The organism is Neisseria sp. Ec49-e6-T10, assembly GCF_051132615.1.
In the GTDB taxonomy this organism is placed as follows: domain Bacteria; phylum Pseudomonadota; class Gammaproteobacteria; order Burkholderiales; family Neisseriaceae.
Window position 1 is genome coordinate 1,581,658 of the sequence record NZ_CP152375.1, and the last position, 25,034, is coordinate 1,606,691.

Sequence of the window (25,034 nt, forward strand, 5' to 3'; positions counted from 1 at the left end):
AATATGCCTATCTATGTATTGAATAAATAAAAGGGCTGATCATGGTAAAAATGATGAGCCCTTTATACGGTAACGATAATTAATGGGGTAATTAGCCTAAATTTTTTAATCCCAATACATCTTGCATATCAAAAACACCTTTTTGTGTGCCCAACCATAGGGCTGCACGCACAGCACCTGAAGCAAAGGTCATGCGGCTTGATGCTTTATGGGTGATTTCAAAACGTTCGCCATCGGTTGCAAATAAGGCTGTATGGTCTCCAACAACATCTCCTGCACGGATTGTGCTAAAACCGATCGTATTAGGATCACGCTCGCCTGTTACGCCTTCTCGACCATAAATAGCACATTGTTTTAAGTTGCGATTGGTTGCCTGAGCAATCACTTCGCCCATGCGTAAAGCTGTGCCAGAAGGCGCATCAATCTTATGACGGTGATGTGCTTCAATGATTTCGATGTCGTAGTCAGGTTGCAATACTTTTGCTGCAATGTCTAATAATGCGAAGCTTAAATTGACCCCAATACTAAAATTGGGGGCAAAAACTACCCCAATAGTTTGCCCTGCGTTTTGAATGGCTTGTTTGCCCGCTTCGTCAAAACCTGTTGTGCCAATAATGATATTGGTTTGATACTGTGTACAAAGCGCCAGATGCTCAAGTGTGCCTTGTGGTCTGGTAAAATCAATAAGCACATTTGCTTCTTTTATGGCCTGTTCAATATCAGTTTGAATGTTTACATTGGTTGGTTTGCCAATAAACAAACCAGCATCTTGACCAATATAGGGGCTGTCAGGTTGATCAATGGCATGAGTTAATTGGCAGCTAGGATGGGCTTGGGTTGCCTCAATCAGTGTTCGACCCATTCTACCGCTGGCGCCAACAATGGCTACTTTTAATGTACTCATTTGTTGTGTTCATCCTCTACTGCTTCTTTTTGGGCTTGTTCATTTTCTGTTTGTTGGTCTTGTTTGCTTTCTTTTGCCAATTCACGCAATGCATCCCCTTCAAATCGGTTGACCATATCATTGTCAAAGAAAATGGTGAGGTTCCTTTGCTCTTTGGTAACACCATTGCGGGTGATCATGAAAACATAGTCCCAACGGTTGGCATGAAAAATATCCGTGAGTAATGGCGAACCAAGTAAGGCTCTAACTTGATTCCGGGTAAGACCTGCTTGAAGTTGAGACAAGGCTTGTGGATCAAGTTCATTTCCTTGTTCAATCGTCAACTTATAGGACGGAAATTGAGAAACACGGTGGCTATTACAAGCGGCTAGTGTTAAAGTACAGATAATAATAAAAATTAATTTTTTCACGGTGTATAACCTTTTGCAATCATTCTTGCTTGTTTGGTGTGAACCAAAAATAAACCAAAACGGTTAAAAACTCTTTTTTGGGTGGGCAAGGCTATTAAAAGTCGGTATTATAACCTTTAATTCATATTTGAGTACGATTTCTATGAATCATATTACACATTTAAAAGACAATGGCTTGAAAGTTACAGGACCAAGGCTGAAAATTCTGGAGCTTTTTGAGAACAAACGAAACGGACATTTAACAGCGGAAGATGTGTTCCGTATGTTGATTGATGAGGGCTTTGATGTTGGATTGGCAACGGTTTACCGTGTGCTGACTCAATTTGAGCAGGCAGAAATTCTGGTGAAACATCATTTTGAAACAGGTAAAGCGGTCTATGAACTTAATAAAGGTTCGCATCATGATCACTTGGTTTGTATTCAGTGTGGCAAAGTAACTGAATTTTTTGATCATGACTTGGAAGTCTTACAAGAAAAAATAGCCAACGAAAAGGGCTATAAAATCATGGATCACGCTTTATATTTATATGGTGTTTGTAAGGTGTGCCAGAAAAAATCTTAAATGATCGACAAACGAATTTTTCCGCCATTGCTTGATGAAAATCGGCTGGATTTTCCAGATATTGATGAGGCAATCACCTATCGGGATGGATTAGTGGCAATTGGGGGAGATTTGTCTTATGAGCGGTTATTGGTGGCGTATTCTTTAGGTATATTTCCTTGGTATAATAAAAAAGATCCAATTTGTTGGTGGGCTTTATCACCACGAATGGTCTTGTATCCACAAGAGTTGTATGTCGGTCGCTCTTTAAAAAAGTCTATTCGCTCTCAAAGTTATTGTGTCAAGGTCAACTGTGCCTTTGAGCAGGTGGTTGCCTGTTGTGCGCAAAAAAAACGAAAAGGGCAAAATGGCACTTGGATTCATGCAGAGATGGAAGACGCTTATCGGCAGATGTATCTTCATGGTAATGCGCATTCGTTTGAGTATTGGCAAAATGATCAGTTGCTCGGCGGATTATATGGGGTACAAATAGGACGAGTTTTTTTTGGTGAGTCTATGTTTGCTCTAGTGGATAATGCTTCTAAAATTGCATTTGTTCATGCGGTTGATTTTTTAAGAAATAGTGGTGTGGCTTTGATTGATTGTCAGATGTATACGGATCATTTAGCCCGTTTTGGTGCAAGTGAAATTGAATTTTCTGTGTTCAAACAGCAACTAGCGATCAATAGTGTTTTACCATTATTACAGCCAATTACTTCAGGTATTTTGTATGAGAACATTCATTAAGAATAGGTAATGTTCTCAAGTTAAGTGAAAAGGAAATGAAATATGCAACAACTAAAAGAAACTATAGAATTGGCTTTTGAAGACAGAGCGAATATTACCCCAAGTACGGTTAATCCAACTTTAGCCAGTGCGATTAATACGGTTCTTAAAGCTTTGGATGACGGTTCATTACGGGTTGCCCAAAAGCAAAATGGTGTATGGGTGGTGAATGAATGGGTGAAAAAAGCCGTTTTATTGTCTTTTAGGGTACAAGATAATGTATTGATGGATGATGGGGTCAATCGTTATTTTGATAAAGTACCCACTAAATTTGACCAATGGCAATCTGCTGATTTTGCTCAGGCAGGTTTTAGAGCGGTACCTGGTGCTGTGGTCAGAAAAGGTTCTTATATTGCTAAAAATACAGTTTTGATGCCTTCTTTTGTGAATATTGGTGCTTTTGTTGATGAAGGAACCATGGTGGATACATGGGCTACCGTGGGCTCGTGTGCGCAAATTGGTAAAAATGTTCATTTGTCTGGTGGTGTGGGGATTGGCGGGGTTCTAGAACCTTTACAAGCGACACCTACTATTATTGAAGACAATTGTTTTATTGGCGCACGTTCTGAAATTGTTGAAGGTGTGGTCGTTGAAGAGCATAGTGTCATTTCAATGGGGGTATTCATTGGACAGTCAACCAAAATTTATGACCGAGAAACAGGCGAAATCACTTATGGCCGTGTGCCTGCAGGTTCTGTTGTGGTCTCTGGCAGTTTACCGTCAAAAGATGGTTCATGTAGTTTATATTGTGCCGTGATTGTGAAAAAAGTGGATGAGAAAACACGTGGTAAGGTAGGGATCAACGAGCTGCTGCGCGGTATTTAGTTTTTTGACTTTTATCATAAAAAGCAGCCTTAAATTAGGCTGCTTTTTATTGTCTGATTACAATTTAAGTTTAGAGTGAACGAGAAGTTGATATGTTTAGTGGTTTATGGGATTTGTTGTTGATATTGGCGCCTTTATTTATTGGCTATCTATTTCAGGTTAGACGTGTATGGATGCATCGGATCGTTGATAAGCTATTGAGTTTTCTTGTCTATTTTATTTTGTTTTTGATGGGGCTGGGGTTGGCACAGGTACCTGATTTAGCAAAAAAATTAAGCACAATTGTGGGGTATGTCGTTTGTTTTGTGTTGGTCATTAATTTGAGTAATATCTTGGTTTTGTCTTTATACGATAAAAAAATTGGCCCCATTAAACAAAACGGCGCACAAGGGCAATCTACATCGATATGGCGTATGATTTTGTCTTCATCTCAATTGGTTTTGATTGTTTTGTTGGGTTTTTTACTTGGCATGTTTGTGCCACAAAAATGGTTACCAGATCATCACAATAGCACTTATGTATTGATGCTTTTACTCTTTTTTGTGGGCGTACAATTGCGTAATAATGGTATTCCTTTAAGGAGTGCGTTATTGAACAAAAAGGGCACAATGACTGCTTGTTGGTTTATGCTCAGTTCTTTATTAGGCGGTATGATTGCTGCTTTAATTTTGGGTTTGCCTATCAAACAAGGATTGGCGATTGCTTCTGGTTTTGGTTGGTATAGTCTTTCTGGTATTGTGATCCAAAATGCTTTTGGGCCAGTGTTGGGCAGTGTAGCCTTTTTTAATGATTTAATCAGAGAGTTTTTTGCTTTGGCTTTTATTCCAATCCTTATGGTGAAAAGGCCTTGTGCCGCTATTGGCATTGGCGGAGCAACATCATTGGATTTTACTTTACCTGTTATTCAACGCTCAGGTGGTATGGCTGTCGTACCAATTGCCATTAGTTTTGGGTTGATTGTGAATATCTGTTCACCCATTTTGATGATTTTGTTTACGCAATAAGTTGTAAAAAATAAAAAGCCTGATAAGTATGTACACGCTTATCAGGCTTTTTATTGAAAAGAGTTTTATAAATCAGCACTGTCCAGGAATTCAACAAACTGATAAAAAGGCGTTTGTAGGGTTAAACGCGATAATCTGACTAAGCGTTCATTACCTTCTGTATCTTTAATTTTAAATTCTCTTAGACGACTAAAGACACGGCCTGTTAACACCAATGAAGGGCCTTTACCTAATTTAGGTTGGGCAGGTAGTTGCAAGGCCGGCATATAGTAAGAATTCCCTTTGCCAATGACAGGCATGACTTCAACTGCTTTGGCTTCATAAGTAAAGTGCTCAATACCACAGTCAATGGTTTCTGCGTCTGCTTCAATCATCAACCAGCGAATAACACCTAAGCTCCAGTTTGGGTCTGATTCTGCTCGGGTAACGACAATTTCCCCAATTTGCATACAAGCGCCTTGTGGGTCGCCACTGATTTTATAGCCTGTGTTGCTGATGTCTGTTCGGGTCATGAGTGCTGGGTGGGTAGCAAAGCGCCCGCCAACTAATACATCACCTGGATGCCAATCTCGATTGTTTAGCAGCTCCCATACAGAACCGATTCTGCTTTGTAACCAAACAGGATCTTGCGTTTTGGTTCTTGAAGTACGGCGATGTGCTGTGTATGACCACTCTAAAACAATCAGTCTCATTAAGACAACATCGTCTGCAAATGCTTTACCTAGATTATCTTGTTCTTCAATGGTGTTATTGAAGTTGTCTATGATGACTTGGCAGTCAACTTTGCGCCAGTTTGCTTTGTCGTTGATTGGGGCTTTAGAGAAGAATCTAGGGGCAAAATCAGTTGTTCTATCAAAGTAAAAACCTGCTGGATTTTTTTGTACCAAGCCTTCTATGGGCAATATTTTTACTTTAGGCGCAAATTGGAATAGCTGTGTGTATAACCAATCAAAAGCAGAGGCATTCATTCTACTTTGTGGAATCATCCCCAATAAAATAATATGGGTATAAAGTACTTCTAATGGTGGATAGTTTTTATGGGTTTTGGTTTGTAATTTTTCGTGTTCTATATAGGTAAAGATATTATGGCACAGTAACCACACATTTTTAGGGAAAACGACATGGTACTTGCCTGACAAAATCAGCACTTCTTTTGCCGCTTGTAAAGTTTGCGCCAAAATTTCGACTTTGTTTTGTTCTCTATTCAGTAAAGGTGGCTTTTTGATACGCTGAGCCAGACAAATCCTTAAGCCTTGAAACAAAGTTGCATACAAAGCCACCATTGTGGTGACTGCTTTTCGGGTGATTTCGTGACCTAAGCCTTCTTGACGCTCAAGTTCCATTTCTAAACTTGGTAGAATCAGTTTGACTTTTTGCAGATACTGGATCAATGCTTTGTGCCTTTGGGCAACATCCATTTCAATCCGATTAAAATTATTCATGGATTGTAATAAACGCTCAGCACACACCTGTGCCTTCCCTTGAGATAAACCATCTAGCCAGTCTTGATAGTTTTCTATCTTAGGCTCAACAGCTTTTGCATTCAAGTCACAGTTATATCTCAAAAATAGGTAATTATCCACAAACAATATCTCATTAAATAATAGGGTGCATCAGGTGAAGCTTTGTCATTTTGTCTACCAGTGATGTTTTTGTTGCTTGACTTATGAATGGTACAATGACACATGACAAGAATACCATTTTATATGGTAACCTTTCAATTATAACTTATTTTAATTTGAACCAAAATAATTCAACATGTCATTCTGATTAGATGTACAATAAAACCACAATTATGTGTGATAAATGTACAATTTCTTATGGCCCATCCTAAATTGTTAACCAATTTCTTACCGTACACCTTCGCTAATGGTGTGACGATTCGTCGTTTTGCTAAGGCGTGCCCGAAATGTGGTCAGGTACTTGAATCAGCTAATATGAGGGGGATCGCTGCTGGTGTAGAAGAACATCTTTATATCGCTGCTCATGCCCGTTGTACCCATTGTCATTGTATATTTTCTATATGCTGTGTTGTGACAGATACCAAACAGGTGGTTAAAGTCCCTTTGCCTATTACCATGATGAAATGGTGGATTAGGCGTACTTTGCGGAAAAGAGCATTGGGGTTATTACACAATAAAAAGTTGCCAGCGACCTTACAGCCTTCTGTTGCGGTGGAGCCAGAAGTGGTTTCTTTGTCTTTAAAAGATGTGACTGTCTCTGAAGATATCATTGGTAAACTTGGTGATATTGATATTTTTGAGTGGATTGAGTATAAACAAAACCGTTATTATTTTGAACGTACCAGTACAGAAGAGGGAAGCATCCATTTAATTGATGGAGAGCAACTTTTCTGCCATAAGTTGATCTATAAAATTTGAATAAATGTTTAGATTGTTGTATGTACAAAATACAACAGTTTGGTTAATGTTTTTGTTTGTTTTCGGTCAATATCTTTAATATAGGGTTAATACGAGCGAGCATATGTGGTTCATAAAGTGGTTTTAAATGCAATTATTTCGTTATCTCCAATCTCAGGGGCTTGGCAGTAAAAAACAGTGTTTAGCCTATATCGCACAACAAGCTGTGTGTGTGAACCAAAAGGTTTTATGTGATCCAAAAGCAGAAGTGATTTCTGAAGAAGTTGAACATTTATCTTTATTTGATGAGCTGGTTCTTCATGTACCATTGCCCTATTTTTATTTTGTTTTGCATAAGCCAGCTTATTATGAAACATCACATAATCCGTCTGTTTATCCCAGTGTGTTTAGTTTGTTTCCTGACAATATCCGTGCATTGAAACCTCAGGCAGTTGGGCGTTTAGATGCCGATACAACGGGGTTATTGTTGATCACCAATGATGGGCAATTTAACCATGACATGACCTCTCCTAAAGGACATGTCAGTAAAGTGTATGAAGTGACTTTAAAACATCCTGCTGATGATTTGTTCTGCGATAAATTGCGTCAGGGGGTGTTGCTAAAAGATGAAACACAGTTAACGGTGGCAAAGCAGGCTTTTTTGATTCATGAGCGATTATTGTCATTAGAAATACAAGAAGGTAAGTATCATCAGGTTAAGAGAATGGTTGCTGCTGCTTCTAATAGAGTAGAAAAACTGCATAGAACCCAATTTGGCTCGTACTCATTGAATGGCTTACCAGAAGGAAAATGGCTTCAAGTATCAAAAAGAGAATAATATATATGTTGCTTATTTTTGATAAGGGTTGTGTAAGCTTTTGACCATATCTTCTAGATACATTTTAATTTGTTGATCATTACACCCCATAAGTAAAGCATCTTCATAAGCGTCTTGCAGCATTTGCCACAATTCGTCCATATTTTGGGACATGACTTTTACTTTTTCTGTACAAGATAAATTATTTCCTTGATCATCGTGCCAAATGGGCATTTTCGGCTTTTGCATACGTTTTCCTGACTATCTTTTTATCTATATTGTAGGCTGATCTTCAGCCTACTTTGAAGATTCTTTAAGATTTTTTCTTATTTTTGGTTTTGTCTGTACTTTTTTTCGTGGTTGTTGCTTTTTTAGTTTCAGTCTTTTTAGTTTCTTTTTTCTTGTTATTTTTGGTTTCTACTTTTTTAGCAGATGATTTTTTATTGTCTGTTTTTTGGGGCTGTTTGGGTTTGACCGCATCTGTTTTCTTTTTGGGTTCAGATGATGGTGTGGCTTTTTTAGTCTGGGTATTGGTTGAAGTATTCAGAGGCTTACTTTCAGCTGTAACGAAACTGGCCGCTTTACCACTACTTGAATCGACACGGCGCGCACCGTTATAACGCGCATTCCAGTATTTGTTTGTCATTAGAGCTACTTCCACGGTTTTTCCTGTCCGAGGGGCATGCATAAATTTATTGTTGCCGATATACAGACCAACATGTGAATTAGCAAAGCCTCGAGTATTAAAAAAAACCAAATCACCAGGCTTTAATTCACTGCGCTCAATGGATTGTCCTGTCTTTGCCATTTGTGCTGCTGTTCGAGGTAAGGTTACTTTAACCGATTGTTTGAATACATATTGAATGAAACCACTACAATCTAGCCCTTTTGGGGTAGAGCCACCAAAGACGTAAGGCACACCCAATAACCCCATGGCGTTCATGATGACATCGCCAGCTTGTTTTTTATTGGTTTCTATTTTTTCTTCGTCTATTCTTTGTTTGTTGGTTTTTACAATAATAATGTCGTCTAATTCATCTGCTTGCGCAACATAGCTAAATGAACAACTTAGACTCAACATCAGGCACAATTGCCATATTTTTTTCATGTAACTCAAACTCCTTATCCTTGTTGATATTTATTGCTCAGCAAGGGTATGTTATTCTGCAATCTAATTCATTATGCTTTTCGAAAGCGTGTATACATGTTCAGATATACTTTTGTTGCTTTACGTGATTTACCCCGAATGCGCGAAATTGCCACTGTATTGGCCAAATATGGCCTAGGTGGCTTTATGCAACGCATTAAACTATTTGGGCGTTTAAGTGCACGCAGTAAGGCAAACGAAATTCAAAAAGCACGTTATATTCCCATACAAAAGCGCTTTCGTTTGGCATTTGAAGAGCTAGGCCCAACTTATGTCAAACTAGGGCAGATTTTATCTACCCGTATCGATATTTTTCCTCCTGAGTGGATTAATGAGTTTTCGCAATTGCAAAATAATGTAAAACCCGTCAATCAGGATGAAATTGTTGCTTTAATTGAGCAATCTCTTAATCAGCCATTAGAGGCTCTATTTAGAGAATTTGACCCTATTCCTATTGGCAGTGCTTCCATTGCTCAAGTACACAGGGCAGTGCTACACAGTGGTCGGGAAGTGGCCGTGAAGGTTAAACGACCCAATATTGATGAAAAAGTTCAGGCTGACCTGCGCATCTTAACTCGTGTTGTGACACTGATTGAGTCAGAGTTGCCTGAAATACGTCGTTATCAACCAAAACAAATGTTTATTTATTTTACCAGAAGCTTGAAGCAAGAGCTTGATTTAAATAATGAATTGCAGCTTTTGCAACGCTTTAGGCAAGACTTCATCAATAATCCTGAAGTAACTGTCCCCGAAGTATACCCTGAATACAGCAATGAACAAATACTGGTACAGGATTTTGTGCATGGGTGTTTGTTAAAAGATGTTAACGATTTGGGGTTGACCAAGCTCCAAAAACAAACAGTTGCCCAAAATGTAGCAGATGCCATTTTGAGTATGATTTTGATTCATGGTGTTTTCCATGCAGATCCGCATCCGGGTAATATTTTTGTGGATAGCTGTGGTGAAATCACCTTTATTGACTTTGGGTTAGTTGGGCGGTTAACGGCGAAAAGGAAGGAAGAAATTATTGGCCTGATTCAGGCTTTGATTGAACATGATCAATTCAGTATGCAATTGATTCTCAGTAGTTGGGCTCAGGGCAGTATCCCAAATGAAGAGCGCTTAGGAGAGGATGTGATGGATATTATGCTCAATTATGAGCATGTATCTTTAAAAAATTTAAAAATCAGTGAAGTCATTAATGATATTACTTCTTTGGTCAGAGAACATCAGTTAACACTGCCCGCAGATTTGGTGATGTTGTTTAAGACCTTGATTATGTTAGAGTCTGTAGTTAGGGCATTAGATGAGGATTTTGAATTATTAGAGCATACGAAGCCACTGGTGGTGAACATTCTAAAAGAGCGTCATTCTCCTTCTCAATTGTGGCGAAAAGGTAAGGCTCAAGGGAATCTTTTAAAACGGGTGCTATCTGATTTTCCGTTAAATGCTTTATATCTGGGTAAGCATTTACGCAGTGGTCGATTTAATATCAATTTAGATTTAAAACGTCTGGATGATTTTGGTAATCAATTGGATAAAACATCCAATCGTTTGACCATGGGGATTGTGACAGGCTCTTTAATTATTGGCTCATCGATTGTGATGACGGTTGATACGGGGCCAAAAATATTTGGTTTGTCTTTGTTTGGTTTTATTGGTTATTCCATTGCTTTTTGTAACAGCCTTTGGTTAATTTGGGCCATTTGGCGTTCAGGTAAACACTGAATGTATATGGTTCAATAAATGAATGAATATGATATTAATTAGAGGAAAAGAGTCATCATGAAACGGAAAATTAGCCGATGGTTTATTTTGCTTATCAATATTTTTTTGCTTGCTTCTCCGGCTTTCTCATATGAAATTATTCAGTTTTATCATCGAGTTGTTGAAGATGTTTTGCCCAATGTGCAAGCATTATTACAAGCAGGCGAAAGTGCCACAACCATTGATAATAAGCTTATTTTAAATGTGTCATCTGAGCGGGCTAAGGTGCTTGTGCCCTTAATCCAAAGTTTGGATCAAAAACAAGAATCTTTGATTATTGAAGTTGAACAAGGTGCTAATCGACGCGGGCAAAATAGTGCTTTAGGGGCACAAGTGCGAATTGATGGCGTGGATATTCAGAATACAAAAGTTGATGTGAATGGACGCATTATTGTAGATGGTTATGCGAACCGTACCAATAGCCAAAATAACAGTCAGCAAACTTTACGTTTATTGTCTGGTACAGAAGGTTATATTGAACTGAATCCTCGGCAATATAAAGAGGGCAGTTTACGACATCAAATCGGGTTCAGTGTTCGCCCAAGAGTGGTTGGTCAAAATGTGGTGATCGACTTACTGGCCCAAAATCAAGGGCAGAGAGTTGCTTCTACCATTGAGGGGCAATTAGGTCAGTGGATTGATGTAGCGGGTATTGATCAGTCTGGAACAGAAGATAAAGTGGTGCTGTTTGGTTATGGGCAACGTCATCAAACGGTGTCTTCTCAGGTGAGAATCAGAATTACGCGTGCACCTAATTAATGTACACTTAAGTTTTTGTTCACTGGGTTTAAAAAGGGTTTTAAAAAATGACCAATATTGTTTTTTTAGATAGAGGCACGTTAGCACAAGCGAATTTACAATTTAATTTTCCGTTTGTTTTAACAGATCATTACTTATGTCCAGAAAATGAAGTCGCCAAAGCACTTGAAGGGCAGGAAATTGCCATTACCAACAAAGTGAAAATCACGCGGCAGGATATGTTGGCCAATCCTCAATTAAAAATGATTGCGGTAGCGGCAACAGGATATAACCATATTGATGTTGTGGCAGCTAAAGAATTGGGTATTTGTGTGTGTAATGTCAGCGGTTACAGTACAGTGTCTGTGGCTGAGCATGCTTTTATGATGATGATCGCGCTGATGCATCGTTTACCTGAATATCAACAAAAAGCCAGACTCGACTCATGGTCTAAGTCGCCATTTTTTTGTGTGTTTGGTACCCCTTTTTATCATTTAGTAGGTAAAACAGTGGGTATTTTTGGGCGAGGGGAGATTGGTTCGGCATTTGCTCGCTTTGCTCAGGCTTTTAATATGAACGTATTGTTTGCTGAACATAAAGGTGCCACGAGTTGTCGTGAGGGTTATGTAGATGCTCAAACAGTATTGGCACAGGCAGATGTTATTTCTATTCATTGCCCATTAAATGAGCATACCCATCATTTAATTGATCATGAAGAAATGGCACAAATGAAAGAGGGTGCCATCATCATTAATGTTAGCCGTGGTGGTTTGGTGAATGAAGAGGCTTTAGCCAATGCTTTAAGATCAGGTAAATTAGGTGGTGCTGGTTTTGATGTATTAAGCGCAGAACCGCCAGTCAAATCGAATCCTTTATTGGCTTCTGACTTAAGTAATATTATTGTTACCCCTCATATTGCTTGGGCCAGTGAAGAGTCTTTAAAGAATTTAACGGATTCATTGATTCAAAATATTAATGCTTTTAAAGTGGGGAAGCCCATTAATCAAATAGTTTAAAATCCCCAATGAAAATTTATTTGTAATATTTTGATTTTAAATGTATTTTTTGAGACTGTGGTAGTGAGGTCATACAAGAGTAGTATATCATCCATAAATAGGCAAATTACCTTGCATGCAAAGAGTACTTAGGGCAAAATCGCCCCCTGCGTCAGAATAACCGAATGTGCACACGCAACTTTCGGTTATTTTTCTTTTTATAGGTACAAATTTTTAATCAAACAAAAGGGGCCAGAATTTTCTGGAAATGATAATACAGACCAAAAATGGTCTATATGATGTTTTGTAAGGAATTTAAATGAAAAATGTTCTTTCTTTCATGCCAGCTTATATAGGCGTTGGGGATGCGTTTAATGCCCATAGGGCATTGTTTGTTCGGTCTCAGTCGTTTGATTGCCCTCCACCTACCTTCGCTACATGCTTATCACTATATTTATCTGGTTTGAGTGAGGAGAACAGCCATGGCGATTAACAGAACCACCACCCCTATGCAGGCAGTAAAGTTAAAAAGAACATTGACCTTATTTCAAGTGGTCATGATTGGTTTGGCTTATTTGCAGCCAATGACTTTGTTTGATACTTTTGGGATTGTGTCCAATATTTCTAAGGGACATGTCCCAACAGCCTATATTTTTGCATTAATTGCCATTTTATTTACTGCTTTAAGTTATGGCAAAATGGTGCAGCGCTATTCTTCTGCTGGTTCCGCTTATACTTATGCGCAAAAATCAATGCATCCTTATGTCGGTTTTATGGTCGGCTGGTCATCATTACTAGACTATTTGTTTATGCCGATGATTAATATTTTATTGGCCAAGATTTATTTAACAGCTATGTTCCCAATGATTCCTGGCTGGGTGTTTGTTTCTGCGCTAGTGTTTATCATGACTTTTGCCAATGTTCGAGGCATTAATATCGTGGCCAATTTAAACAGTATTATTGTGATTGTTCAGGTTGCGATTATTGTGTTATTTGCGGGTTTGGTGATTCAAGGCGTGCTGAATGGGCAAGGGACAGGGACTTTATTTACGCCGCAACCATTTTTTACAGCAGAAACTGAATTGATTCCAGTGATCGCGGGTGCCACGATTCTGTGTTTTTCCTTCTTGGGGTTTGATGGTATTAGCTCGTTAACGGAAGAAACAGTTGATGCGAAAAAAGTGGTGCCTCGTGCCATTTTTCTGACCGCTTTTATTGGTGGTGTGATTTTTATTATTGTGTCTTATTTTGTTCAATTATATTTCCCCAATACACAAGGGGTGATTGACCCTGATAACTCATTGCCTGAAATTGCTTTAATTGTGGGTGGGCAATTATTCCAATATATTTTATTGTGTATAACTTGTGTTACCGTTGTGGCTTCTGGAATGGCTGCTCAAGCAGGGGTGTCGCGTTTATTGTTTGTAATGGGACGCGATCGAGTCATTTCAAAACGGTTTTTTGGTAACTTGCATCAATACTGGCGCACACCTGTAATCAATATTTTATTGGTTGGTGTGTTGGCTTTATCTGCCACTTGGTTTGATTTAGAAAAAGCCACTGCTTTGATTAACTTTGGTGCTTTGGTTGCTTTTACTTTTGTCAATTTATGTGTGATTGCTCAGTTTTATATACGTGAGAAACAAAGACAAACATTAAATGATCATTTTCGTTATTTGGTTTCGCCTATTTTAGGTGCGCTGTCTGTAGGTGTGTTGTGGGTTAATTTAGACAGCCATTCTATGGGGCTTGGTTTGGCTTGGGCTGCTGCTGGTTTGATTTATTTGGCTTTTTTAAGTTCAATATTCACCAAACCATTGCCTTTTTACAAACATGAAGATGAAGAGCATTCATTAGAAGAAACAAATTAATTGATTATTTGTTTGAAATAAACATCAAAACAGCTAAGTTGATGAGTTTCTCTTAGCTGTTTTTTTTGAGTAAGCCAACATTTTTTAAAATATCAAATACGTATATTCGAGAGGTTTCTTCCCAAGGATGATAGCCTATACCCATATAGTCAAAATGATATTGCTCATAAAACCCAATCAAATCAGTTGCCAAATAAACATGTTTAAACCCTGCATTAAATGCATCTTGTATCGCCGCTTCCAGTAACAAATGGCTGTAGCCATTGCCTCGATAAGAATCTTCAATAAATAAAGCGCAAATCCAAGGATATAAGTCCATTCGACTGATAAAATCATTGGTAATTAAACCTGCACAACCTATGATTTGATTGTTTTGTTGCAAAAGGTACCATCTGGGTAAGGGGGGTTCAGTGTGGAGGCTGTGGCTAATACAGTCTTGATACATTTGAGGCCAGACCATAGGCCATTTGCTTTGAATATAAGCAATAGCGGTTTCTTGGTATTCTGGTTGTTCTTTGAGATAAATAATTTTCATATAATGTGTCGATTTGTAATGCATCGGATGTTATTGATCAGATTTGTGAATAATACCCAGTATTTCTTGCCCAAAACGTTCAAGTTTTGTTTGTCCCATGCCATAAACTAAAGACAAATTTTCTATGGATTTTGGGCGACTTTGCACAATATGGCGTAAGGTTCTGTCAGGGAAAATAACATAAGCTGGCACATTTTCTTCTTGTGCTTTGTCTTTTCGCCACAGACGCAATGCTTGCCATAATTGTTCTTCTCGTTCGGTCCTGAGCCATGTTTCAGATACAGGTGTGTTTTTGGGTTTATCTCGTTTTAAGGGGCGAATCATGACGATTTGTTCTCCTTTTAAAACGGCTTTGCTTTTTTCGGTTAATTGTAATGCTTGATTAAAATGTAAGTTAATGTCCAATAATTTTTGTGCCACACATTGACGGGTTAGACCGCGCCACTCTTTTTCAGAGAGTTCTTTGCCTATGCCAAAAGTGGACAGTAAATGATGTTTTTGGCTTAAAATCCAATCATTTTCAACGCCACGTAAGACATCAATGACATAGCTGGCACTGAATTTTTGCCCAACACGGTACACGCAAGAAAGCAATTTTTGTACCAGTACTGTTGCATCAAATTGAGTGGGTGGGTTTTTACAATTATCACAGTAGCCGCAAGGGGTGCTGTGTTCACCAAAATAAGCCAAAAGTTGTACCCGACGACAACTGGATAGTTCACAAAAGCTGAGCATGGCATCGAGCTTTTGTAATTCAACTTGTTTTTGTATGTCGGCTGCTGAACCTTCCATAATCATTTGTTTGAGTAAGACTAGATCATTTAAACCATAGCAAAGCCAGCTATGGGCAGGTAAACCATCTCGTCCTGCTCGACCTGATTCTTGATAAAAACCTTCTATGCTTTTGGGTAAGTCCAGATGGGCAACAAAGCGCACATCGGGTTTATCAATGCCCATGCCAAAGGCAATTGTGGCGACGATGACGATACTGTCTTCTTGTAGAAATCGTTTTTGATTTTTTTCCCTTTGCTCAAACGACATGCCTGCATGATAAGGCAAGGCATCAAATCCTTGCTCTTGTAAAAAAAGAGCCACATCTTCCACTCTTTTACGAGATAAACAATACACAATGCCACTTTGATTTTGCCCATGGGTTTTTAAAAATTGTAACAGTTGTTTTTTGCCATTATTTTTTTCGATCACTTGATAAAAAATATTAGGGCGATCAAAACTATCAACAAACTCTTTGGCATCTTCCAAACCTAAATAATGGCGAATATCTGCTTTGGTTTCGGTATCAGCGGTTGCAGTTAAGGCAATACGAGGGACATCAGGAAATTGATTAGCGAGTAATTGTAACTGTTGGTATTCAGGACGAAAGTCATGTCCCCATTGGCTGACACAATGTGCCTCATCAATTGCAATCAGGCTTAAGGTAAGAGAGGATAAAAAACGGCTAAATTTATCTGTCATGAGCCTTTCTGGTGCAACATATAATAGCTTTAATGTGTCTTCCTGAGCTTGTCTGGCGATGTCAAAAATTTCTTCTCTGGTGGTGCCTGAATGAACACAAGCCGCTTGAATGCCAACGGCTTTTAATGCGGCAACTTGGTCAATCATTAATGCAATTAAAGGTGAGACGACAAGAGCCATTCCTGGGCGTATTAATGCAGGAATTTGGTAACAAATGGATTTTCCGCCGCCTGTTGGCATAAGAACCAAAGCATGATGACCTTGAAGCAATGTTTGAATAATGTCTGATTGATATCCCCTAAATTCGGTATAACCAAAAACATCATGTAAAATTTCTTCTGGGGTTAATATATTCATTTATAAGGATAAAAAAACAAAACTTTCTCGATTTTGGGTAAATTAGGTAAAAAATTAACATATTCTAACAAAAAGAATACATGAAAATGCTTTAGAAAAACAGCAAGCTATGCCAAAATTAAGCTTCTTTAGATTTTGAGGTGTTGTAATGAATAAAAAAGTACTTGCTTTAGCCAGTATTGGTGCCACACTCTTGTTGGCAGGTTGTCCTTCTGTCAATTCACCTTTAAATACAGCTAATCAAGGCGCTTCTTGGGTGAATATAGGGGTGTCAACCAATAACAATATTCTACACGAATTGGACAAAGCATCAATTAAAAAAAATGGGAATATTGTTACCTTTAAAGATCGAAAAACCATTGATAACTTATCAAAAGAACATTTTGTTAATGTACCTGAATACAAAACGTCCATTAATACTTGGCAAGTTAATTGCAGTAATCGTACATTCAGTTTAGTAGATACTCAGTTGTTCAACAAACAAGGTAATTCAGTTTACAGTTATAATTATGATGCAACCAAACGAACTTTTATGAAGGTAAGCCCCGGTTCTGCAGTAGAAAAACAGTATAATTATGTGTGCAATAAATAAAATTTAAGGAGGATGTGCATGAGACGTTTGATATTACTTCCCCTCTTGTTAGGTTGTTATTCAGTGCTGTTTGCTGCTACCCCAGAAGAAGCATTGCTTTCAGCTCAAATACAGTATCAAAATGCCTTAAAAGAACACGATAATATTGGCCCTAAAGTAGAAGCTGCCAAGCAAAGAGTTGAAACAGCAAAAGCTCGTGTACAAGGGGCGCAACAAGAAGTTGAAAAAGCAGAGGCACAATTGCAAGAACTTATTGCTGCTAAAGAAAAAGCAGATACTGCCTTAAAAGAGGCTGGACATAACTTAGATCAAGCTTGGGGCATTCGCCAGTAACTTAACCTGTAAAAAGGCACTTTAATACAGTATCTGTATTAAAGTAGCCTTTTTTCCTTATTTAGATTAGTCAAAAATGAGCTATTTGATTGTAAAAATTTTCCATATTGGTATGGTGATTTCTTGGTTTGCAGGGTTGTTTTATTTGCCTAGAATTTTTGTTAATTTAGCCATGACACAAGATTCTCCTGATAAGCAAGCTTTGTTAATTGGCATGGCGGGACGTTTATTTCGTTTTATGACGCCTATTGGGGTATTGGCATTATTATCAGGACTGTATTTGGTTTGGGATGCTTCTTGGGCCGGCGGTTGGGTACATGCTAAAATAACCAGTGGTGTATTGCTTGTGGCATATCATGCATATTGTTATAAGTTACTGATGAATTTTAAATTACAGCGAAATCAAAAAAGCGATAAATGGTTCCGATTTTTTAATGAAATCCCTGTGCTGGTGATGTTTTTAGCCGTTTACCTTGTTGTGTTTAAACCTTTTTAGTATGAACATAATAAAAATAAATGAAAGAGATGATGATGACAGATAAAAATCAAATATTGTTTGAACAGGCAAAACAGTACATTCCTGGTGGGGTTAATTCCCCTGTGCGTGCATTTGGTAGCGTGGGTGGTACCCCTCGTTTTGTGAAACGAGCTAAAGGAGCCTATTTTTGGGACGAAAACGAAACCCAATACATTGATTATATTGGTTCATGGGGGCCAGCTATTGTTGGGCATGCGCATCCTAAAGTCATCAGTGCCGTACAAAAAGCAGCAGAAGGTGGATTATCTTTTGGGGCACCTACTGAGGCAGAAGTGGTGATTGCACAAACTATTTGTCATTTAGTGCCCAGTATTGAGCAGGTTCGTTTGGTTAGTTCAGGGACAGAGGCGACTATGAGTGCCATACGTTTGGCGCGCGGGTTTACTGGGCGAGATATGATCATTAAATTTGAAGGGTGCTACCATGGCCATTCTGATAGCTTACTGGTCAAAGCAGGTTCTGGTTTATTAACCTTTGGTCATCCAAGTTCTGCTGGGGTGCCTGAAGATTTTACCAAGCATACACTTGTCCTTGAATACAATAATTCAGAACAGTTGGCTCAGACCTTTGCCCAGATAGGTGATAAAATTGCTTGTGTGATTTTAGAGCCTATTGCGGGCAATATGAATTTGATTCAACCTAGTCAAGAGTTTGTGCAATCATTGCGTCAGTTAACTGAAAAGCATGGTGCAGTGCTTATTTACGATGAAGTGATGACAGGTTTTCGTGTGGGCTTAGGTTGTGCACAAGGGTTACATGGTATTCAACCAGATTTAACGACTTTAGGTAAAGTAATAGGTGGTGGCATGCCTTTAGCAGCGTTTGGTGGTCGTAAAGACATCATGAGTTGTATTTCTCCTTTAGGTGGTGTGTATCAAGCGGGTACATTGTCTGGTAACCCTGTTGCTGTTGCCGCTGGGCAAACAACACTTGAGTTGATTCAAGAAACGGGTTTTTATGAACAATTGAGTGCAGCTACCCAAAAATTAGCAACAGGTTTAGTTCATGCTGCTCAGGGTGCAGGCATTGAATGCAGCAGTGCTGCTGTAGGGGGTATGTTCGGTTTGTATTTTAGTGCTCAAGTGCCACAATGCTATACGCAAGTCACCCAATCGAATACACAATTATTCAGTCGCTTTTTCCATGCTATGCTTGAGCAGCAGGTATATTTTGCACCTTCTGCTTTTGAAGCAGGATTTGTCTCAAGTGCGCATACAGATGACATTATTGAAGCAACATTAGATAAAGCTAAGCTGGCATTTGCCAAAATATCAGCTTAAGGGGGTTGGGAGACGGGATGGTAAAAGATCTTTCACAAAAAAAGACATATCAAAAAATAGTTGCGGCTTCTTTAGAACTGTTTAATCAGGATGGCGAGCGGCATGTCAGCACAAATCATATTGCTGCACATTTGGGGATTAGCCCTGGCAATCTTTATTACTATTTCCATAATAAAGATGAAATTATTCTGCAATTATTTAAACAATACCGTCAAGAGTCTATTGAACGGCTGTCTTCAAATGGTATCTGTGAAGATATTGGTATGATGATAGATTATTTTCAATCTGCTTTTGCACTGATGTGGCATTATCGTTTTTTATTCAGTGATTTAACTACTTTGATTGACAGAAGCGATGCTTTGGCCAATGAGTATCAGCATTTTTCGCAAGAACATATGGGGCCAATTATTCGCGCCCATTTTAATAGCATGATTGTCGCGGGTGTGGTTCAGATGACAGAGGAACAAGTTAAATCATGTATTTTTAATATTTGGCTGATTACCAAATACTGGTTTTCTTTTGATGCTTCTTTACATCAAGGACATTTAACTGAAAATACACAAGAGCGCGGCATGGTTCAAGTCTTAAGCTTATTACAGCCTTATGTATCAGAACAATATTTGAATATGTTCAATGAAGCTTTAAATAAATTTAAAGTAACAGATTAGGTTTTTTTATTTTAATGAATCAATATACACATTCGACTGCTTTGATTACTGGAGCGGCTTTAAGAGTAGGCCGAGCCATTGCTACTCATTTGCATACCCAAGGTATGAATGTATTGATTCATTGTCACCAGTCGGTTGAGTCTGCCAATGAATTAGCTGCTTCTCTTAACCATATTCGCCCTAATAGTGCCGCCGTATATTCAGCTAATTTACTGGATGAAACAAAATTACCTTTATTAATTGAACAATGTTTGCAGCAATTTGGTCGTTTGGATTTGTTGGTGAATAATGCTTCCAGTTTTTATCCTACCCCTTTAGGTGAAATTACTGAAGAAGTATGGCAGGATTTAATGGGCAGTAATGTTAAAGCCCCTTTATTGCTTAGCCAAGCGGCGGCCCCTTTTTTAAAAGCGTCAAAAGGAGCCATTATTGGTATTGTGGATATTCATGCTCAATTTCCCTTAAAAAACCATGTTGTGTATAACCTTGCTAAGGCTGCACATGCTCAATTAATCCGAGTTTTAGCGCAGGATTTAGCACCAGATATTCGAGTAAATGGTGTCTCTCCTGGTGCCAATATCTGGCCTGAAAGTGAGCATGTTTTTGATACGCTACAAAAGCAAGCCATTATAAGTCGCATTCCTTTGGCGCAGATTGGGGTACCAGAAGATATTGCTACTGCTGTTTGGGCTTTGTATCAACAACCTTATGTGACAGGACAAATTTTGGCGGTGGATGGTGGTTTAAGTGTGGTTCCTTAAAAACAATAAGTGTTCTTCTGTTCATTTCGAAATTTTATGTTATAATCCTGCCTCTAAACTTTAGAGTTTCGGGCCTATAGCTCAGTTGGTTAGAGCAGCGGACTCATAATCCGTTGGTCGTAGGTTCAAGTCCTACTAGGCCCACCAAAAAAAATCAACGAGTTAGCTAATAAAAATGGGCTAGCTCTTTTTTTATATTAGACAGTTGTCTAATATCATCATTTAACAGGCTGCACTTTGACAGGTTTTCTTTGGTAAATTTTTGCCATTGCTTCAGGGTTAGCGTGCCCCAGTAGTTTCTTATCATCACCATCACTCCTAGCCTTTGCTCTGATATCTCTGAACGTAAATCTTTCCTGAATAATGCCTCTTTTTATACAATCAACAATTAATCTTTGCCAAGCTGTTTGTATACCACTTGAACTGTATTTTTGTCCTCTGGAGTTAACTACTAAATATTCTAATGAAAAGGGAAACTCTTTTTTGGCTCTATTCACCACATCACGTAAAGCATCAGACCAAATAACAATAATCTTAGTACCTGTTTTATTTTGCTCAAAAAATATTCCTTCTTCTGAGATATCAGAATGCTTGATTTTTAATAAATCAGCCTGTCTTTGCCCTGTTATATAAGCTAAGTCCATTAAAATTTGAACATGTGTAGCAGCTTGTTGGTATACAGCGTAAAACTCCCAATCTACAATATATCGATCACTCGGTTTTTCCTGATTCTTTTCAACATTTAAACAAGGATTTTTTTCTGCTAGCCCCCAGCGTATTGCTTTCCTGAATACATGAGAAAGTAACGCTATTTCTCTGTTCGCCGCAATTTTTGCTTCTCTATTATCCAAATATTGAGCAATGTGCTTGGGTAGTATTGCTGTTGGATCCATTTTGCCAAATACACCTTTGAGGATTTGTAGATGATGCTTTTGATCTTTTATTGTACCTTGAGCTTTTGTTGGTAAAACTTCACGTTCATATCTTTCAAAGATACCGAGCATAACAGGCTTTTGGTTTTCCATTCGAGTAATGCTAGATAAGGCTTTATACATACCAGATTCATCCCCTTTTTTCGCAAGCCTTGTCCATTTATTATGACGCACATAATAATAAGCTCCATGCTTCAGATAGACGTATCGGGGAAGACCTGTATTTTTAGTACGTGGTTTACCCATATTGGCCATCCTTTGCAAAGATAGAAAAATCAGGCTCTGAAGCATATTGTTTATCCTGAATGGCATCTTCATATAATCGCCATGTTGTCCGAGGTTTACCATCACGACGTTTGGAGTATTTCACCCCTAATTTATCCAATGCCCTACATTGTGCTGCTGGTTGTTCCAACCCTGTAATTTCCTGTATGTCCTCATCAGTCAGGCAGGAATTTAGATATTCAGCCATTTCAATTCCCTCTTAAAATAAAAATGACCCTTTGTCGGGTCAATCAATAAACATCTAAGCTGATCTCAAAAAAGAGAACGTAGAACCATACCGATCAATATGCCAATGATTCCTATTATTAAAAGATAAATCTTGTTTAAGGTTATGTTTTTATCAGCTAAAGAGTATTTAAACTCAGACAAATGAGCATTCACCATACCAATAACCTGTTCTTCAGCTTGTTCAGAAGAGCGTTTGGCCTCGCCCATAAGCTCCATCAAAACCTGTTCCCGATACTTTTTAATTTCAGAAACAGCACCCAAGAGTTTTTGAGTTTCTTCCTGAAGAGCCAAAAAATGAGCAGACTGATTTTTTTCTTGAAGAAGCAATACCGCAACAATCGGGTCATCAGCCGTTAATTTAACCCCTGATATCTGAAACACCTGTTGAATGATATGCTCAATATCATCATTCTTGATTCCCTGCTCTGCTGAATAATTCATCTTGTCCTAGTTGCCCCCATATATCATTTCTCACTTGTTTCAAACGTTGACGTGGCATCATAGTGAAATCAGGATGATTAGCTATTTCATCAAACGTCAGATTTAAAGAAGTCATTTTCTGAATATCTTTGCCAAATGTGTCAGGGTTACGAGGGTGCAACTCAACAGTTTTAATAATCTTATCTCGATGATCTTTCACAAATTTAAACTCAGAAAAAGATTTACCTGATTCTTCAATCTGCCCAAAATGATGATTCAACCACACAACCACATGCGCCTGTATCCCCTTTACCGTTTTAAACAGCCCATCCAAACAATCCTTTTGTGCTTGGCCACCAGCAATAACTGAGTGGATATACAATTCAACCTCACTGTCTGCCAGTAAAGCATCAACCGAGTTTTCAGCCATATAAGACATTAAAGGAACAAATGTCGCCGCCCCATTATCCACAACAGCAATACCATCACCTTCAACAAGCTGTTCAACCAACCCATCAAAGTTTCGAGAGTCGATATTGTTATTGTTGTTCAGGATATTGACCACAGACACATCCAATGCTTTATAACGGCTGAATGTTGGATTCACAGGATCAGTGTCAAAACAATGAACAGGTGTGTCCTGATTAGTGGCTCTTAAGTATTGAGCGATAAAAGAGGCAACAAGTGATTTACCCACACCACCTTTACCTTGAGTAATTAAATGAACTTCTTTCATATTATGCCTCTTAAAATAAATACAGCCTGAAAAATCAGGCTGTTTCAGTTATTGATTAACCCACTTACCACCATTGTATGGATCACCAACATATTTCACAGAATCAACGTTATAAGTCCACCCATGGTTAAAATACGCCGTACAGTAAGATGGTCTAGCGTTTTGAATAATGTATTTTGAGATCACACTGGGTATACTTGCACAAGGCTGTGTACGATACCCCTTTTTCCCTGAAACACATTGTTGATATTCAGGATTCGGCACTTTAACCAGCTTACGATTGACCCGATTCAACTCATCCGCATCACAACGACCTGCACCTTTTGATATGGCACTGATTAAAGAAGGCATGCCTTCCTCTTTGCTGGATGGGCAGATACTTAAAAAATCCTTGCGTGCCTTGATTGTGTCAGACATTTTTTTCTTGTGAATGCCAAAATAACGTTTCAACGATGGTGCGCATTCACTTGGTTTGTCACCACTGGATAAACACAAAATAGCTTCACAAGATAATCTGGTATCCCCTGTCAGGATATCCTCTTCAGCAAAAGATAAAGTTGAGGTTAAAAATAAACCGATCCCCATAAAAAAAGAACATAATTTAAATTTCATAGAACATCTTTCAAAGAATAAATAATAGATAAGGATGAAGACTGCCTTTATTGCCGCCAAGCCCCTAAAGCCATGCTTTAGGATTTCGCAGTTGGGCGGTTCTGGTTTCCTGTAATAGATTTTTGTCTAAAACTGTCTAAGAAACTCCTAGACGGACGATTCACTGATAACGCAACGACCAGAATGTTGCGTAGCACATTACTGTGCGTCTTTCCCTTGTTACCAAACGAACATAAGAATTCTTTGGAGTTATTCGGGCTAAATTGTTAATGAGCAGGTAAAAATAAGTTTGTATATTTATAATAACCATAAATAAATATATAGTCAATTAATAGTATACATAAAGATAAAAAATAAGCTGCCTTACGCAGCTTATCGTTAAAAAATTGATTTATTGATTCGATACTATCCAGCTAAAAACTCGCCCTAATATTCGAATAGATTCTGTTTCTACAATTATATCTTCGTATTCTTCATTATTATATGCCCTTAATTTTATTTTATTGTCGGGCAATAGATATAATTTTCTTATTAGATTTAACTCTCCATACACGATGTTATATATTTTTCCATTAATAATATTAGTGGATGAAATATCCATAAGAGTGGTTGTCATTTCAGGGATATTAGGATACATGCTATTGTCCCTTGTTTGAACGCAAACCACATATTTTTCTTCTACTTTGTTTGCCTCTAAAATAAATTTCGGGATATTTATTAGTCTAATCTGACTCATATTCTCGCTTCCTTTTAAAATGATAGGAGCATCTAATCCCATTCTATAAAAAGGAAGTGTAACAATATCATCTTTTGAGTCTGATACTTTTACAGGGAAAATATTCTGGTAAGGTAGAGGATATGAACAAATCTCTGCTATTTTTAATATTGTTTCAAATGATGGTTGATTTCTACCATTCTCTATTGCGGAAACGCTAGCCTTAGTCGAAAAGCCGACCTCGAAAGCTAACTCTTCTTGAGTTAAATTTTTATGTAATCTAGCAGATTTTACCCATTCAGATAATTGGATGTTCACTAATAATAAACCTTGTATATTTTTTTATAAAGGTAACACTTGCTTTTGCATTGTGTCGTATAGTAATAATTGACAAATTTTGAAAT

At 38.2% G+C, this 25,034-nt stretch carries 30 protein-coding genes and 1 tRNA gene; 18 read left to right on the forward strand and 13 right to left on the reverse strand.

The window, feature by feature from the left end; translation table 11 throughout:
* Positions 1-91: 91 nt before the first annotated feature.
* Both dapB and AADH04_RS08205 read right to left on the reverse strand, forming a co-directional pair.
* The gene (dapB, locus tag AADH04_RS08200; protein ID WP_434779744.1) at positions 92-904 is read right to left on the reverse strand and encodes a 4-hydroxy-tetrahydrodipicolinate reductase; all 813 of its coding nucleotides are present in this window, start codon (positions 902-904) and stop codon (positions 92-94) included.
* The gene (locus AADH04_RS08205) at positions 901-1,314 is read right to left on the reverse strand and encodes an outer membrane protein assembly factor BamE (RefSeq protein ID WP_434779745.1); all 414 of its coding nucleotides are present in this window, start codon (positions 1,312-1,314) and stop codon (positions 901-903) included. The genes dapB and AADH04_RS08205 overlap by 4 nt, the downstream gene beginning before the upstream one ends.
* Positions 1,315-1,456: 142 nt before the next feature.
* Between AADH04_RS08205 and fur the strand changes: the two genes are divergently transcribed.
* The 4 genes from fur to AADH04_RS08225 all read left to right on the forward strand — a co-directional run bounded on the left by fur (position 1,457) and on the right by AADH04_RS08225 (position 4,470).
* Positions 1,457-1,876, forward strand: coding sequence for a ferric iron uptake transcriptional regulator (gene fur / locus AADH04_RS08210; RefSeq protein WP_434779746.1), 420 nt, complete (start codon positions 1,457-1,459; stop codon positions 1,874-1,876).
* On the forward strand, positions 1,877-2,602 hold the full coding sequence (gene aat, locus AADH04_RS08215) for a leucyl/phenylalanyl-tRNA--protein transferase (RefSeq protein WP_434779747.1): 726 nt from the start codon (positions 1,877-1,879) through the stop codon (positions 2,600-2,602). It abuts the gene before it with no gap.
* 42 nt (positions 2,603-2,644) lie between these two features.
* Positions 2,645-3,466, forward strand: coding sequence for a 2,3,4,5-tetrahydropyridine-2,6-dicarboxylate N-succinyltransferase (dapD, locus tag AADH04_RS08220; RefSeq protein ID WP_434779748.1), 822 nt, complete (start codon positions 2,645-2,647; stop codon positions 3,464-3,466).
* 92 nt (positions 3,467-3,558) lie between these two features.
* Entirely contained in the window at positions 3,559-4,470 is a 912-nt protein-coding gene (locus AADH04_RS08225; RefSeq protein ID WP_434779749.1) for a lysine exporter LysO family protein, read from the forward strand.
* A gap of 65 nt (positions 4,471-4,535) precedes the next feature.
* Here the strand turns inward: AADH04_RS08225 and AADH04_RS08230 are convergent, their stop codons facing one another.
* Positions 4,536-6,017 (reverse strand): hypothetical protein, encoded by a 1,482-nt coding sequence (locus tag AADH04_RS08230; RefSeq protein ID WP_434779750.1) that lies wholly within the window; start codon positions 6,015-6,017, stop codon positions 4,536-4,538.
* 273 nt (positions 6,018-6,290) lie between these two features.
* Here AADH04_RS08230 and AADH04_RS08235 point away from each other — a divergent pair, with 273 nt between their 5' ends.
* A complete protein-coding gene (locus AADH04_RS08235) occupies positions 6,291-6,851 on the forward strand; it encodes a hypothetical protein (protein ID WP_434779751.1) in 561 nt (186 codons plus the stop codon).
* Positions 6,852-6,978: 127 nt separating this feature from the next.
* Positions 6,979-7,668: a 16S rRNA pseudouridine(516) synthase gene (locus AADH04_RS08240; RefSeq protein WP_434779752.1), complete on the forward strand. Its 690-nt coding sequence runs from the start codon at positions 6,979-6,981 to the stop codon at positions 7,666-7,668.
* A gap of 12 nt (positions 7,669-7,680) precedes the next feature.
* Here the strand turns inward: AADH04_RS08240 and AADH04_RS08245 are convergent, their stop codons facing one another.
* Both AADH04_RS08245 and AADH04_RS08250 read right to left on the reverse strand, forming a co-directional pair.
* A complete protein-coding gene (locus tag AADH04_RS08245; RefSeq protein WP_434779753.1) occupies positions 7,681-7,896 on the reverse strand; it encodes a hypothetical protein in 216 nt (71 codons plus the stop codon).
* Between the two features lie 64 nt (positions 7,897-7,960).
* Positions 7,961-8,755, reverse strand: a complete 795-nt coding sequence (locus AADH04_RS08250) for a C40 family peptidase (protein ID WP_434779754.1) — start codon at positions 8,753-8,755, stop codon at positions 7,961-7,963.
* A gap of 96 nt (positions 8,756-8,851) precedes the next feature.
* Between AADH04_RS08250 and AADH04_RS08255 the strand changes: the two genes are divergently transcribed.
* The 5 genes from AADH04_RS08255 to AADH04_RS08275 all read left to right on the forward strand — a co-directional run bounded on the left by AADH04_RS08255 (position 8,852) and on the right by AADH04_RS08275 (position 14,165).
* On the forward strand, positions 8,852-10,522 hold the full coding sequence (locus tag AADH04_RS08255; RefSeq protein ID WP_434779755.1) for an ABC1 kinase family protein: 1,671 nt from the start codon (positions 8,852-8,854) through the stop codon (positions 10,520-10,522).
* 57 nt (positions 10,523-10,579) lie between these two features.
* Positions 10,580-11,320, forward strand: coding sequence for a hypothetical protein (locus tag AADH04_RS08260; RefSeq protein ID WP_434779756.1), 741 nt, complete (start codon positions 10,580-10,582; stop codon positions 11,318-11,320).
* A 47-nt stretch (positions 11,321-11,367) separates the two neighbouring features.
* Positions 11,368-12,315, forward strand: a complete 948-nt coding sequence (locus tag AADH04_RS08265) for a D-2-hydroxyacid dehydrogenase (protein WP_434779757.1) — start codon at positions 11,368-11,370, stop codon at positions 12,313-12,315.
* A gap of 298 nt (positions 12,316-12,613) precedes the next feature.
* A complete protein-coding gene (locus AADH04_RS08270; protein WP_434779758.1) occupies positions 12,614-12,787 on the forward strand; it encodes a hypothetical protein in 174 nt (57 codons plus the stop codon).
* A complete protein-coding gene (locus AADH04_RS08275) occupies positions 12,777-14,165 on the forward strand; it encodes an APC family permease (protein WP_434779759.1) in 1,389 nt (462 codons plus the stop codon). Before AADH04_RS08270 ends, AADH04_RS08275 begins: the two co-directional genes overlap by 11 nt.
* Before the next feature lie 52 nt (positions 14,166-14,217).
* Here AADH04_RS08275 and AADH04_RS08280 read toward each other — a convergent pair whose 3' ends face one another.
* Together AADH04_RS08280 and recQ are read right to left on the reverse strand one after the other, a co-directional pair.
* Entirely contained in the window at positions 14,218-14,700 is a 483-nt protein-coding gene (locus AADH04_RS08280) for a GNAT family N-acetyltransferase (protein WP_434779760.1), read from the reverse strand.
* 30 nt (positions 14,701-14,730) lie between these two features.
* Positions 14,731-16,530, reverse strand: a complete 1,800-nt coding sequence (gene recQ / locus AADH04_RS08285) for a DNA helicase RecQ (protein ID WP_434779761.1) — start codon at positions 16,528-16,530, stop codon at positions 14,731-14,733.
* A gap of 148 nt (positions 16,531-16,678) precedes the next feature.
* Between recQ and AADH04_RS08290 the strand changes: the two genes are divergently transcribed.
* The 7 genes from AADH04_RS08290 (at position 16,679) to AADH04_RS08320 (ending at position 20,849) form a co-directional block, all read left to right on the forward strand.
* The gene (locus AADH04_RS08290) at positions 16,679-17,122 is read left to right on the forward strand and encodes a surface-adhesin E family protein (protein ID WP_434779762.1); all 444 of its coding nucleotides are present in this window, start codon (positions 16,679-16,681) and stop codon (positions 17,120-17,122) included.
* Positions 17,123-17,140: 18 nt separating this feature from the next.
* Positions 17,141-17,455: a hypothetical protein gene (locus AADH04_RS08295; RefSeq protein WP_434779763.1), complete on the forward strand. Its 315-nt coding sequence runs from the start codon at positions 17,141-17,143 to the stop codon at positions 17,453-17,455.
* A 76-nt stretch (positions 17,456-17,531) separates the two neighbouring features.
* A complete protein-coding gene (locus AADH04_RS08300; protein WP_434779764.1) occupies positions 17,532-17,951 on the forward strand; it encodes a CopD family protein in 420 nt (139 codons plus the stop codon).
* A 35-nt stretch (positions 17,952-17,986) separates the two neighbouring features.
* A complete protein-coding gene (gene hemL / locus AADH04_RS08305; RefSeq protein WP_434779765.1) occupies positions 17,987-19,273 on the forward strand; it encodes a glutamate-1-semialdehyde 2,1-aminomutase in 1,287 nt (428 codons plus the stop codon).
* A 17-nt stretch (positions 19,274-19,290) separates the two neighbouring features.
* Positions 19,291-19,941 carry a TetR/AcrR family transcriptional regulator gene (locus AADH04_RS08310; RefSeq protein WP_434776828.1) on the forward strand — a complete coding sequence of 217 codons (651 nt, stop codon included), beginning with the start codon at positions 19,291-19,293 and terminating at the stop codon, positions 19,939-19,941.
* 14 nt (positions 19,942-19,955) lie between these two features.
* Positions 19,956-20,702, forward strand: a complete 747-nt coding sequence (locus AADH04_RS08315) for a pteridine reductase (protein WP_434776829.1) — start codon at positions 19,956-19,958, stop codon at positions 20,700-20,702.
* 70 nt (positions 20,703-20,772) lie between these two features.
* Positions 20,773-20,849: transfer RNA gene (locus tag AADH04_RS08320), tRNA-Ile, on the forward strand.
* A gap of 71 nt (positions 20,850-20,920) precedes the next feature.
* Here the strand turns inward: AADH04_RS08320 and AADH04_RS08325 are convergent.
* From AADH04_RS08325 to AADH04_RS08350, 6 genes are all read right to left on the reverse strand, one after another.
* Positions 20,921-21,880: a tyrosine-type recombinase/integrase gene (locus AADH04_RS08325; RefSeq protein WP_434776830.1), complete on the reverse strand. Its 960-nt coding sequence runs from the start codon at positions 21,878-21,880 to the stop codon at positions 20,921-20,923.
* Positions 21,873-22,106 (reverse strand): DUF4224 domain-containing protein, encoded by a 234-nt coding sequence (locus AADH04_RS08330; protein ID WP_434776831.1) that lies wholly within the window; start codon positions 22,104-22,106, stop codon positions 21,873-21,875. Before AADH04_RS08330 ends, AADH04_RS08325 begins: the two co-directional genes overlap by 8 nt.
* A 65-nt stretch (positions 22,107-22,171) precedes the next feature.
* Positions 22,172-22,588, reverse strand: a complete 417-nt coding sequence (locus AADH04_RS08335; RefSeq protein ID WP_434776832.1) for a hypothetical protein — start codon at positions 22,586-22,588, stop codon at positions 22,172-22,174.
* Positions 22,554-23,303: a conjugal transfer protein TraL gene (locus AADH04_RS08340; protein WP_434776833.1), complete on the reverse strand. Its 750-nt coding sequence runs from the start codon at positions 23,301-23,303 to the stop codon at positions 22,554-22,556. Before AADH04_RS08340 ends, AADH04_RS08335 begins: the two co-directional genes overlap by 35 nt.
* A gap of 48 nt (positions 23,304-23,351) precedes the next feature.
* The gene (locus AADH04_RS08345; protein WP_434779822.1) at positions 23,352-23,888 is read right to left on the reverse strand and encodes a TrbM/KikA/MpfK family conjugal transfer protein; all 537 of its coding nucleotides are present in this window, start codon (positions 23,886-23,888) and stop codon (positions 23,352-23,354) included.
* A gap of 418 nt (positions 23,889-24,306) precedes the next feature.
* Positions 24,307-24,948 (reverse strand): helix-turn-helix domain-containing protein, encoded by a 642-nt coding sequence (locus tag AADH04_RS08350; protein ID WP_434776834.1) that lies wholly within the window; start codon positions 24,946-24,948, stop codon positions 24,307-24,309.
* Between the last annotated feature and the right edge of the window lie 86 nt (positions 24,949-25,034).